Source organism: Emergencia sp., from assembly GCF_048465375.1.
Classification (GTDB): Bacteria; Bacillota; Clostridia; order Peptostreptococcales; family Anaerovoracaceae; genus Senimuribacter.
Genome location: NZ_DBFWLQ010000006.1, coordinates 32206 through 45534 on the forward strand (window position 1 = coordinate 32206; position 13329 = coordinate 45534).

Consider the following 13329-nt stretch of genomic DNA (forward strand, 5'->3'; position numbering starts at 1 on the left):
AAATTTTTGAAAAAGTTAAAATAAAAGGAGAAAGCTATATGATGAAGTTCAAAAGTACACGTGGAAGCGATAGAGAATTGACAGGTGCACAAGCCATTATTCAGGGAATCTCTGAAGACAAGGGGCTCTACGTTCCGACAGAAATTCCGGCGCTGCCTTTCAAGATTGAGGATATGCTAGGCAGGTCATATCAGGAAATTGCTTTCAAGGTAATTGGAGCTTTCTTTGATGACTATACAGAAGAAGAGATGAAGTACTGCATCGACGGGGCCTATGACGAGAAGTTCGAAGCAAAAGAGATTGCACCGATTGTAAAAGCAGGGGATGCATACTTTTTGGAATTATATCACGGAAAGACTGCCGCATTCAAAGATATGGCGCTGTCCATTTTGCCATACCTTTTGACAACTGCCACGAAGAAAGAGAAAGAAGACAAGAAAATCTGCATTTTGACGGCGACTTCCGGCGATACAGGAAAAGCGGCGCTAGAAGGTTTTGCCGATGTACCTGGCACAGAAATCATCGTATTTTTCCCAAATCAGGGCGTCAGCCAGGTGCAGGAGCAGCAGATGATTACCCAAGAAGGCGAGAACACCCACGTCTTTGCCATCAACGGAAACTTTGACGATGCACAGACAGGCGTCAAGAGAATCTTCAACGACGATGCCTTTGCTGAGAAGCTGGCGGGCAGTGGCTGCAAATTGTCATCGGCAAATTCCATCAACGTAGGCAGACTAGTTCCACAGGTGGCGTACTACGTCTACAGTTACATAAAGCTGGTGGAGCAGGGTGTCATTAAAAATGGAGAGAAGATGAACATCGTCGTACCGACGGGGAACTTTGGAAATATTTTGGCCGGCTATTATGCAAAACAGATGGGTATTCCTGTTAACAAATTCATCTGCGCGTCCAACGAGAATAAAGTCCTGACAGACTTCATCAATACGGGCGTTTATGACATTAAAAGAGATTTTTATCTGACCAATTCACCTTCTATGGATATTTTGATTTCTAGCAACCTGGAGAGATTGCTCTACCACCTGAGCGGCGGAAATGGCGAAGAAATCAAAGAACTGATGGAGAATTTGGACACGCAGAAGTGCTACAAAGTCAGCCAGAAGATCAAAGACGGCATGGCAGATTTTTACGGTGGTTATGCTGATGTGGATACGACAAATCGGACGATCGGGGAGATGTACGCAGATTACGATTATCTGATGGACACGCACACTGCGGTCGCTTACAAAGTCTATGAGGATTACAAAGAGGCGACTGGCGACAATACGCCGACGATTATTGCATCTACTGCAAGCGCATACAAATTTGCCGAGAGTGTTGCAAAATCGATCGGGCTGGGTGAAGAAGAAAACGGCTTCAGATATGTTGAAGCTTTGGCAGAGAAGACAGGTGTGGAAGTTCCCAAGGGACTGAAAGATCTGGATAAGAAAGAAGTGAAACATACAGGCGTAATCGACGTGGATCAGATGCAGGCTACGGTAGAAAAGTCCGTAAAATAGTTTTCAAATTGTACGAAATAAAATGTAAAGGTTTTGTAAGGAAATACTTGCAAAACCTTTCGTTTTATGGTAAATTATAATGGTGCCTGGAGGATTGACCGAGTGGCTAAGGAGCCTGATTGGAAATCAGGTAAGGTGTAACAGCCCCGCGGGTTCGAGTCCCGTGTCCTCCGCCAAATAAAAAGCATTCACAATGTGAGTGCTTTTTTTCTTTTTTGATTATATTTACAAACCTTCTTTTACAACCTTTCATTTGTTTCATTGATTTCCCGGACTAAATTAGATATAATAGAGGCAAGCTTTATCAGAAAATATCTGTGAGAACCGAAACATAGTCAATTTGATTTTCGGAATTAATTGAAGACCGTCAATGTTATTACGTACATTAAAATCCCGTAGGTTTAAGATTACACTAGATGATTTTGCATTGAATATTCATCCTGCGAATTTTCAAAGGATAGCAAGATAAAGAAAAACGCAATTGGAGTGAGGGTTCCCTCCATAGTCTATAGGGAAAAAGGAGAAGAAAGATGGGCAACCAAATGATAGATACAATCGGCATCAGCGCTGCCAGATGGATATTGGACGAGAAAGTCACCTTCCTCGATGCCAACGCAGCCTATTACGAGAGCACTGGATATAGCGAAAAAGAGTACAAGATCCTTTTTCCCAATTTGCATCAGTATTATGAAAATCATATAGAAGAGTATCATAAAATCAGAGAAGCTATAGTGGCAGCACGGAAGGACGACTGCAAGACGTTCAGCGTCGACTGTGCCATACCCGTTCAGAATGGAACCTGTCTCTGGGTGCGAAGAAAAGGAATCATCACGGAGGAGGACGTCAACGGTGCCCTCATTTTTGTGACAGTCGATACGGATATCAGCGATTTGATTGAAGAGACGCAAGGCGCGCTCCAGCGATTTGAGTGGATGATGGATGAATATGGGGGAAACGTCTACATAAGTGATATGGACAATTATGAATTGCTGTATTTGAACAAGACCAGCGAGAACACATTAAAGGAGAAAAAGGAAAATCTGCTGGGGCGCAAGTGTTACGAAGTAATACAGGGGAGAACCTCCCCTTGCCCTTTCTGTACCAACCACTTGTTAAAGACAGACGAGGTCTACGAGTGGGAGTTTGAAAATCCTGCATTAGATTGCACTTTTATGATTCGAAACAAACAGATCGATTGGTACGGACACAGAGCGAGGATTGAACTGTCTCACGATATGTACAGTGCCAATTACAAATTAGCAAAGAAGGATCGGGAACGGAGCGAGATTCTGCGCGCCATTCCAGGAGGTTTTGCCCGAGTAGACGCACGAGACATGCGGACTGCGCTCTGGTACGGCGGCGGATTTTTGGACATGATCGGATATACGAAGGAGCAGTTTGAAGAGGAACTGGACTCTAAATGCAATTATGTTCATCCTGACGACATTGATCATGCTGTTGAGATCATGGAAAGCGCAAGACAGACAGGGGAAAACACCGCTGTCGAAGGCAGAATCATCACCCGAGACGGCAGGGTGAAAATTTTGACCATGACATACAGCTACGTCAGTGGTGAAGACAGTTGGGACGGCATTCCCTCTTTCTACAGCATGGGTATCGATGTGACCAGAGACAGAGAAGAGAAAGAACGGCAGCGCCAGGCGCTGGAGGATGCTTATCTGGCTGCCAAGCTGGCCAATACGGCAAAGACAGATTTCCTCTCCTGCATGTCTCACGATATCAGGACGCCTATGAATGCTATTATGGGTATGTCTGCTATTGCCCAGATGAATCTGTCCTCGCCAGAAAAGGTCAGAGACTGCCTGGAGAAAATCAACGTGTCGGGCAGACATTTACTCGCTTTGATTAATGAAGTATTGGACATGTCGAAAATTGAAAGCGGTCAGATGAATCTGGTTCTTGGCGAAGTCAGCCTGCCGGATCTGGTACAGAACGTAGCCGATTTGTGTAATCCTCTGATTGCGGAGAAAGGCTTAGATTTCCGCATCAGTGTCAACAATGTGAAACATGAGAAGATTATCACCGATGGAGATCGTCTGCAGCAAGTCTTCGTAAATCTGCTCTCCAATGCGATCAAGTATACACCGCAAGGCGGTTTGATCAGCCTCAGAATTAATGAGCTTGCCTCTACCATCAATGGAAAAGGGCAGTATGAATTTATCTTCACTGACAATGGAATCGGCATGAAAGAAGACTTTATAGAGCATATCTTTGAACCGTTTTCCCGTGCTGAGGATCCCCGCATCAGCAAAATCCAGGGGACCGGTCTCGGTATGACGATCACGGAAAATATTGTCAGAATCATGAACGGAGCTATCCACGTCAAAAGCCGTTTTGGAGAGGGCAGTCAATTTATTGTAGCAATTCAGTTTGATTTGGCAGAAGACGAGGAAATCTGCACCAGGGACATGTCTGGTCTCCCTGTATTGGTGGTGGACGATGACCAGGCAGTTTGTGAAAGCACGGCCGTGCTTTTAGACGAATTAGGCATGCGCGGATACTGGGTGATGTCGGGACGAGAAGCTATCGCAAGTATCAAAGAAGCACATCAACGGGCTGACGACTATTTTGCAGTCATTTTGGACTGGATTATGCCGGAAATGAACGGACTGGAGACGGTGAAGGTGCTGCGGGAAGAGATGGGCGAAGACGTGCCGATCATCATCATATCGGCTTACGATTATTCTGACATAGAAGAAGAGTTTATCGCTGCTGGTGCCGATGCGTTTATTACGAAGCCGCTGTTTAAATCAAAAGTATTCCGCGTACTGCAGTTATTTTGCTCTGACAACCATTTAGAAACAGAAAGCGCTGCCTCGGAAGAAACCCTTTCTGCCTTGGATGGCAGACATGTACTGCTGGTTGAGGACAACGAACTGAACCGGGATATTGCAGTAGAGCTGCTGCAAATGCAGGGACTGATAGTGGATATTGCGCAGAATGGAAAAGAAGCATTAGAAATCTTTCAAAAATCCAGGATCGGATTCTATGATGCCGTTTTGATGGATATACAGATGCCTGTGATGAACGGCTATGAATCGACGCAAGCCATCAGACAGCTTGAAAGAAAGGACAGCCAGACGGTACCGATTCTCGCGCTTACGGCTGATGCGTTTACAAGCGACGTGGGAAAAGCGCACAAAGCGGGAATGAATGATCATATATCAAAACCGATTGACTTCACTGGACTGGTGGAGACTTTGGAAAAGTGGATACATTGAAGACAAGGAGGGATTTCTCAATCTCTCCTTGTTTTCTTTTTTAAAAAACTCCAACTTTTGGCAGATTTAAATAGGCATCTTAGGCATACTGTGGTATACTTAAAGACATGAATGAATTTTCATAGAAAGGACGACTGATTATGAAACTGAAAAAATATCTAGTGGGAGTTATCTGCGTAACGATGCTCGCTTTACTGTGTGGATGTGCACCAGAGAGCAATCTGGACCCTGATTCACCGATTACAATCAATATATGGCATTACTATAATGGACAACAGGAGAAAGCTTTTAACAAGCTGGTAGAGGAATTCAATCAGACGGAGGGCAAGGACAAGGGTGTCATCGTAGAATCCTCCAATTACGGCAGCGTTTCTGAATTGGGCGACAGCGTATTGGATGCAGCCAATGAGAAAGTTGGCTCAGAGGACATGCCAAACATCTTTGCAGCCTATTCCGATACGGCTTATGAAATTGATAAACTGGGAAAAGTCGTATCTCTCAACGAGCTATTTTCTGAAGAGGAACTGGCTGAATATGTGCCTGGCTATTTGGAAGAGGGGTATTTCCGCGGAGACGATCTGAAAATCTTCCCAATTGCCAAATCCACAGAAATTTTTATGATGAACAAGACCGACTGGGACAAGTTTGCCAAAGCTACAGGGGCGAAAGTCAGCGATCTTGACACGATAGAAGGTATTACCAAGACGGCAGAAGCCTATTATGAGTATACTGATTCTCTGACGGCAGAACCTGACGACGGGCAGGCGTTCTTCGGTCGTGACGCCATGGCAAACTATTTCATCATCGGCGCCAAACAGCTCGGTCATGAAATAGTCAGCGGCGACGAGGAAGGCAACGCCAAGATTGATTTTGACAAGGAAACTGTGAGAAAACTGTGGGACAACTACTATGTTCCGTATGTAAACGGTTACTTCATGTCCAAAGGACGTTTCCGCAGTGATGATGTGAAGATGGGCAATATCATCGCTTGCGTATGTTCAACGTCCGGTTCGACCTATTTCCCTAAGGAAATTATTTTTGACGACGAGACTTCTTACAAAATCGAATCCGCAGCAAAAGAGGCACCGAAATTTAAAGGCGGAGAGGACATCGCTGTACAGCAGGGAGCAGGCCTTGTTGTGACAAAGGGCAGTGATGCAGAAAATGAAGCGGCAGCCACCTTCCTCAAATGGTTTACTGATGAGGATCAAAATATCGCATTCTCCATAGATTCCGGTTATATGCCGGTCAAGAAAGATGCCACCGATGAGAAGAAAATACTAGAAAAAACCAAGGTGAAAGATGAGCAGATGAAGCAGGTTATCATAGCGGCGGCGGATACTGTTAACAACAATGAACTATATACGCCAAAAGCTGTAGAAAACGGCACCAGCATTCGAAATATCCTGGAATACAGCATGTCAGACAAAGCTGCTGCAGATCGGGAAAAGATAGAAAAATTGATGAAGTCAGGATTGTCTAGAAAAGAAGCTGTCAAGCGTTTCACAACTGATCAGAATTTTGAAAAGTGGTATGAGGATACCCTGAAAGCATTAAACGAAGCCGCAAAACAGAGGAAATAGTATGGAATCTAAGATTCGGGCGAAATGGCAGAAGGCGACCATGTTAAAGAGAATATTCATACCGATGTTTGTTCTCGTATTAATTGAGTCTATTCTGTTTTTCGGAGTGATATTTTACAACAACATCCTTTCACAGATGGAGCAGAATACAAGGGATATCTTTGACTCCAAAGTAGTCAACCGCTCTCATGAACTGGAAAATATGATGGTCAATCAGTGGAGCAATCTGGAAACCGAGGCAGCCGATATCCAATCCATTATCAGCGATTTGGCTGCGGCAAACAAGGTGAACCCCGCAGATCTGGATGACAATGTGGGTGATAGTCATGTCATATTGGAGCATGTTTCGGACAATGTGGTTTCTATCTTGCGCAACCACAGAGTGACAGGCGCCTATGTTTTCTTGTGCAGCAATATGGGCAAAGACTGTGGAAAAGAATCCCTGCCGGGTTTGTATATCAGTGACAGCAATGTAGAAAATGACAATTCCATCACTAATTCCGATTTGATGATTCGACGCGGCTCCAAAAGCCTGGTTGAGAAAATGGGAATTGCCACGGACTCGGATTGGGAGCCGAATATCACACTGCGGGGCAGTAACCTGAAAGAGTTTCAAGAAGTATATGACAATTATCATCAACTTCAGAATGACACAAAAGATATCAAGGACTTAGGATATTGGATGCCGATGATGCAGATGGGAAACGATTACGTGGTTTCCTACGTACTCCCCATCCAATATCGGGGAAAGGTTATCGGCGTGCTGGGGATTGAGGTCTCCCATGAATATCTGAAATCTTTGCTGAACTATCTGGAACTGGATAGTGACGCTAAGGGCGCATATAGCTTGATATTAGAAAATAATGGGAAGTACATCGATATCTTAACCAATAATTCTTATTTTGCGGTGGATTTCAAATCTGGCGATCAGCTGACGATTCATCAGAATGGAGACCACAAATACCTGATGCAGAATCACGATCGAGTCGCTCTGAGCATGGAAAAAATCAACTTGTATAATAATAATACGCCCTATGAGAAACAGCAGTGGCATTTGAGTGGGATGATGAAAGAAGATGATCTCCTGGCCTTCACCTCGCAGATCAAAGTGGTCTTGCTCTACGCCATCATCGGTTCGCTGATCATCGGGTTGATTTTAAGCATCCTGCTCAGCCTTTGGATTTCAAGACCAGTTATTTCACTGGCGAACAGCGTCAGAAACATGACGTTCAAGGATAAGATTTCCATTGAACGGACCAAAATTATAGAAATCGATCAGTTGATTGATGCCATCGAAAAGACAGGCAACAATGCGATTGATGCTGTGGCTCGTTTCACGAAAATTATCCGCCTGGCTAACACCCAGCTGGAAGGGTTCGAACTGGACTATGGAAAAGGCCAATTGTATGTAACTGACGACTTCTTTTCTGCTTTTGGCTTGCAGGTAGATGTCAATCAATTGAGCATTGAGAAGTTCAGCCAATTATTACATCAATTTTCAGATTGCTGCAGACCGAGCAATTCAAAAAGCGCCAACGAATATATCTTCAATCTGGATGTAAATGGAAAAAACATCTACCTGCGTCTGCGTTACATCGACGATGAAGTGAACCGCAAATATTATGGACTGGTAGAAGAAGTCAGCGAGCTGATGAGGGAACGTCAGCTTATCGAATACGAGAGAGATCATGACGTTTTGACCGGCCTCATCAATCGCAGAGCATATCAAAGGCAGATGAAACGCTTGTTTACCATTGAAGCGGCGAGCATAAAAATCGGCGCGCTGCTGATGCTGGATTTAGATAATCTGAAAATGGTCAATGATAAGTATGGGCATGAATACGGAGATATTTATATTCAGAAAGCGGCAGATTTGTTCCGCAGCTTATCACCGGAAGGAACGATTATTTCGAGAATTTCTGGCGATGAATTCAATCTGTTCCTCTATGGCTATGAGAGCAGGCTGGAACTGCACGAACGAATTGAAAGATTTTGGCAGGAGTTGACAAAAGCTTCTGTCACCATGCCGAATCAGCAGCAGATCCACATTCAGGTGTCCGGCGGCGTGGCCTGGTATCCCGACGACAGCAGAGATTTCAACACCTTGCAGAAGTATTCTGACTTCGCGATGTATAGTGTAAAGCACTCTCTCAAAGGAAAAATCGGAGATTTTTCAGCCAGAGATTACAGAAATGATGTCTTTATGATCAAGCGGAAGTCAGAACTGAGCCGGATTTTAGAGGAGAACGCCTTTACCTATTATTTCCAACCGATTGTCAGCACGGTGGACGGAGAAATCTACGCCTACGAAGCGCTGATGCGGACAGTGAACTCCACGCTGAAGAATCCAGCTGAAATTATTGAGATTGCAAAGATGGAGTCAAAATTGTACTTGATAGAGAAGATTACCATGAGCAACAGTCTGAAACGATTCCACGATTTGATTGAAGAGGGGAAGGTGCCAAGGGGCATGAAACTCTTCGTCAATTCAATCGCAAACCAGCGGCTCAGTGATGAAGAGGTACGTAGCATAGAGGAGCAGTATGGAGAGATTTTGCCAAATCTGGTCATGGAATTGACGGAAAACGAAGAACTGAACGAAGAGTATATAGCTTATAAAAAACGGATTCTGCAAAGCTGGAACAGCTCTTTGGCTCTGGATGATTATGGAAGCGGCTACAACAGCGGCCGCAATCTGTTGTTCCTCAACCCGGATTATGTAAAAATTGATATCGATATTATCAGAGATATTGACAAAGATATGGACAAGAGGACGATTGTCAAAGATACGATCACTTACTGTCACGAGCGTGGCAAGTACGTGATTGCCGAGGGAATTGAAACCATTGCGGAACTGAAAACCGTGGTAGGCATGGATGTGGATTATATACAAGGTTATCTGACTGGCAGGCCTTCTCCGCAGCCGCAGGGCATTTATAAGGAGATCAAGTCTGAAATTGTAAATTGTCATCGTCCTTCTCTCCTGGACTGAATGTCATACGACGCGTTCCAAGCCAGCCATAGGCTGGGGAACGCTGCAGTCAATTGCAGCCGAACAAGTTCGGGCAATTGTTGCATAAGGTCTTCCCTGCAATTCACTGCGTGAATTGGGGCAAGCACCATTAAGCATAAATTCTGTCACGCAGCTCGATAAGTATCTCGCTGGACTGAATGTCATACGACGCGTTCCATGAAAAAAATGAGTGTAAGGAGGTGAACTGGTGAAGATATCAGTGCGGGAAGTAGACAGCCACGAAGAAGAAGAAATCATCATCAAATGTCATGAGATGAATGACGACATTCTGGAATTGGTACGCAGACTGAAAATGAATCAGAACCAGTTGACCGCCTATGTCGATGATAGAGTCTATCGCATTCCTTTTGGCGATGTCTTCTATTTTGAGACGGTGGACAGCAAAGCCTTTCTCTATTGTGAAGACCGAGTCTATGAGACAAAGCTGAAGCTGTACGAGTTTGAGGATTTAACAAGGGCGGGCAAATTTTTTCGGGCGTCTAAATCTACCATCATCAATACCACAAAGATATCTCATGTCAAACCGTCCATGAGCGGACGGTTTGAGGTTTACTTGAAAAACGGCGAGTGCGTACTAGTGTCCAGACAGTATGTGCCGGAGCTGAAAAGACAAATTGGACTGTAAGGAGGTGCCGCATGGATTTTAAAGAATTAAAAAGAGAAATGCTTCTGGGATTTTTTTATATATACACAGGCTCCATCTTCGGTACCTATGTGTTCTGCAGCATATTTTATCCAGATATGACCTTTAAGCTCAATTACTTTGCCTGGATGGCTCTCTTTTCTCTGACAGGAGACGCCACACTGCTGGTATTTTATTCGAAGAAGGTGCTGACAGAGAGACAATTTCTTCTGCGCACAGCGATCCACTTCCTGCTGTTGGAAGCTGTGCTGATGACCTTTGCCGGTCTGCTCAGGCTGTACGAAAACGCCTTAGAGGCGGTGTTCTTTTTCTTCGTCATCCTCTTGGTCTACATCATGGTCAAGTTATTGAGTTTTAAAAGTGGCAGCCGCGAGGCAGAAGCCATCAATCAGAGAATACAGGAAATCAATGACAATGGAGAGGATTTTTGAAAATCCTCTCCATTGTTGTTTTAGCTGCAGATAGGGCTGTCAGGCATTTTGAGTATGCTTGCCGCGCTGTGGTCAAAGAACAATGCGATACTCTGGTTGCGATAAAATACTACCTGATCTAATACCAGGGCATCTGCAGGAATCCCACTGGCCTGACTTTCAGACTCTTTCTGAATCTTCTCCACTGTGGGCAGGTTTGCGAGGGTTTCTCTGATCCAATTCAGACTTACCTTTGATAGGGCGGCCTCGTTCATCTCAAAGACACCGATCACCATCTGTTCTCCATAAGGAAAGCGGAAAGAGCAATAGGGTACGTCAGGGATCCAGTTTTCTGCCTGTAGTGCGTCTTTGATGGCGGCCAAATTTTCTTGGTCACAGACGACACCGGAAATAGCATCCAGTTTTAGGGAGCCGTCTAGATGCCCCTCTGACAGATCACGATCGAGTTCTTCGTAAATATAGTGATTTAATAGTTCTTCTAAAGAACAGCCCCGTATCAGTTCCTGCTCCTGGCGAAGAAATTCATAATCGCCGGGAACTAAGGCAAGACCGGTTTTGTTTGCTGATAGTGCGCCTTCGCTGTCTCCGAAGTGACTGCGCAATTTTGCTAACTGCAGCCAGCCCCATGGGTAGGCGGGGTCTTCCAAAACGCCTTTTTCTGCATAGACGAGAGCCTCTGTCAGCCTGCCGCAGTACATCAAAGCGCTGGAATAGCGGTAATACCAGACGCCGCAGCCCTCTGCCAGGTCTTCTACATCAGCCAGCCACCGTACAGCAGTATAATAATATTCGTATTCGTCGATGTTGTTGCAGGCGTAAGAAACCCACAGAGCGATTTCGAGGTCGTGTTCTGCCTCTTTTTGCGTAAAGCGTTTCTCTTTGAGCCCAGTATCGATAAAATCGCGGATGTGCTGCAGTATCTTATAAAAATAGCCTTCGGCATAAGATTCCAAGGTTTCGATATCTTTTTCTGTAAGTAATGTATCTTTCATTTTCTGACTCCTGTTCTTTCCTGTACTGTCCTCATTATAGTATAATTCACAGCACCCCGCAAGTTATGGGCGTTTTTTTGTAACTCAGCCGCAGATCTGAACAGGTCACAGCCGACAGGGTTTACTAGGCAGCACCTGCCGTGCTATGGTTACAGCGGAGGTGAAGATATGAGTCATATCATAGAGATAAAACAATTGGAAAAAAGTTACGGCTCAGTAAAAGCCGTGAAAGAGATCAGCTTTTATGTGGAAGAAGGCGGTCTCTTCGCGTTTTTGGGACCCAATGGAGCGGGAAAATCCACAACGATTAACATGATCTGCACGTTCTTGAAGCCGGACAGCGGCAGTGTACAAGTGGATGGATTCATCCTGGGTAAAGACGATGCGTCCATACGAAAACGAATTGGTGTCGTGTTTCAAAGCGGTGTGCTTGACGATCTGCTCACGGTGGAAGAAAATCTCTTGATTAGAGGCAGTTTCTACAATTTAAAAGGAAAGGCGTTAAAAGAAGCTGTAAAAAGGGCTGCCAAGGCTACAGATTTGATGGGCTTCCTCAAACGTCCCTATGGAAAGCTTTCCGGCGGGCAGAGACGGCGGGCAGACATCGCCAGAGCGTTGATTCATACGCCGCGCATTCTCTTTCTCGACGAGCCGACTACGGGACTTGACCCGCAGAGCAGAAGGAGTATTTGGGATACCATAAAGAAGCTGCAGGCTGAACAGAATATGACGGTCTTTCTGACGACGCACTACATGGAAGAAGCAGAAGATGCAGATTACTGTATCATCGTAGATGATGGTAAGATTGCGGCAAAAGGTACACCACTGGATCTAAAAAGCAGATATGCCAAAGATAAGATGAGCATATTGCTCAAAGAGAGCAGTGAAACTGTAGACCTGAAATTGGAATCGACCATGGAAGCTCTCGATTTTTTGAAAAAATATGAGGGCAATATCAGAGAGTTCACCGTGGAAAAAGGGTCTATGGACGATGTGTTCATTGGAGTGACAGGGAAGGAGATCAGAGAATGATAGCATTTACAAAGAGAAATTTAAAGATATATTTTCGTGACAAGTCTAACGTGATGTTCTCCCTTTTGGCAGTATTTATCATCATCGGTCTCTATGTCCTATTTTTGGGTGATGTATGGACCAAAAACCTGCGAGACTTTGCCGGAGCACGAGAACTGATGGATAACTGGGTCATGGCCGGGGTTCTGGCTGTCACAAGCTTTACCACTACCATGGGTATGCTGGGGTCCATGGTGAAAGACCGGGAGCTTAGAATGAACATGGACTTTTATATCGCGCCGATCAGCCGTACGGCTTTGACTGGCGGCTATATTGCAGGCGCTTACATTGTTGGGCTGCTCATGACATTGCTTGCTTTTGTGGCAGCAGAAATCTATATTGTCGTGAACGGGGGCGCACTTCTGGCTGCGGAACAGATTGTCAAAGTGCTGGCCATGATTCTCCTGACCACCCTGATGAATACGACCTTTATGGTATTTATTGTCTCCTTGTTTAAAAGCCAAAGTGCCTTTTCTGTTGCCAGCACCGTATTTGGAACCCTGATTGGATTCGTAACAGGTATTTATCTTCCCATCGGCATGTATCCAGAGGCGGTGCAGTGGATGATTAAAATTTTCCCCGTCTCCCATGCAGCAGCTATTTTTAGAAATTTGATGATGGAGAAACCGATGAAGACGGCTTTTGAAGGGGTGCCAGAAGAAGTTGCCGCAAGCTTAAAAACGGAGTTAGGCATCCGCTATGAATTCGGCAGTCACGTCGTGACACAGACAGAAAGCCTGCTAGTGATTGCGGGCTGTATCGTGCTGTTTTTTATCCTCGGCAGACTATGTGCCAGCAAAAAGAATGTTAAATAAT

General features: G+C 44.9%; 9 protein-coding genes and 1 tRNA gene. 9 read left to right on the plus strand and 1 reads right to left on the minus strand.

Annotated elements, in window-relative coordinates; genetic code table 11:
- The first annotated feature begins 38 nt into the window (after nt 1–38).
- The 7 genes from thrC (at nt 39) to ACMQ5W_RS04510 (ending at nt 10450) form a co-directional block, all read left to right on the plus strand.
- A complete protein-coding gene (gene thrC, locus ACMQ5W_RS04480) occupies nt 39–1517 on the plus strand; it encodes a threonine synthase (protein WP_419023729.1) in 1479 nt (492 codons plus the stop codon).
- Between the two features lie 88 nt (nt 1518–1605).
- A tRNA-Ser gene (locus ACMQ5W_RS04485) sits at nt 1606–1693 on the plus strand.
- A gap of 354 nt (nt 1694–2047) precedes the next feature.
- A complete protein-coding gene (locus ACMQ5W_RS04490) occupies nt 2048–4759 on the plus strand; it encodes a response regulator (RefSeq protein WP_419023731.1) in 2712 nt (903 codons plus the stop codon).
- A 140-nt stretch (nt 4760–4899) separates the two neighbouring features.
- Entirely contained in the window at nt 4900–6342 is a 1443-nt protein-coding gene (locus tag ACMQ5W_RS04495) for an extracellular solute-binding protein (protein WP_419023733.1), read from the plus strand.
- Nucleotide 6343: 1 nt separating this feature from the next.
- Nucleotides 6344–9334 (plus strand): EAL domain-containing protein, encoded by a 2991-nt coding sequence (locus ACMQ5W_RS04500; RefSeq protein ID WP_419023735.1) that lies wholly within the window; start codon nt 6344–6346, stop codon nt 9332–9334.
- A 229-nt stretch (nt 9335–9563) separates the two neighbouring features.
- Complete coding sequence (locus tag ACMQ5W_RS04505; protein WP_148493237.1) at nt 9564–10001, plus strand: LytTR family DNA-binding domain-containing protein; 438 nt, start codon at nt 9564–9566, stop codon at nt 9999–10001.
- An 11-nt stretch (nt 10002–10012) separates the two neighbouring features.
- On the plus strand, nt 10013–10450 hold the full coding sequence (locus ACMQ5W_RS04510) for a DUF3021 family protein (RefSeq protein ID WP_419023737.1): 438 nt from the start codon (nt 10013–10015) through the stop codon (nt 10448–10450).
- 20 nt (nt 10451–10470) lie between these two features.
- Here the strand turns inward: ACMQ5W_RS04510 and ACMQ5W_RS04515 are convergent, their stop codons facing one another.
- Entirely contained in the window at nt 10471–11442 is a 972-nt protein-coding gene (locus tag ACMQ5W_RS04515; protein ID WP_419023739.1) for a tetratricopeptide repeat protein, read from the minus strand.
- Nucleotides 11443–11610: 168 nt separating this feature from the next.
- Here ACMQ5W_RS04515 and ACMQ5W_RS04520 point away from each other — a divergent pair, with 168 nt between their 5' ends.
- Both ACMQ5W_RS04520 and ACMQ5W_RS04525 read left to right on the plus strand, forming a co-directional pair.
- Nucleotides 11611–12474, plus strand: a complete 864-nt coding sequence (locus tag ACMQ5W_RS04520; RefSeq protein ID WP_419023741.1) for an ATP-binding cassette domain-containing protein — start codon at nt 11611–11613, stop codon at nt 12472–12474.
- On the plus strand, nt 12471–13328 hold the full coding sequence (locus ACMQ5W_RS04525) for an ABC transporter permease (RefSeq protein ID WP_419023743.1): 858 nt from the start codon (nt 12471–12473) through the stop codon (nt 13326–13328). Before ACMQ5W_RS04520 ends, ACMQ5W_RS04525 begins: the two co-directional genes overlap by 4 nt.
- Nucleotide 13329 lies beyond the last annotated feature (1 nt).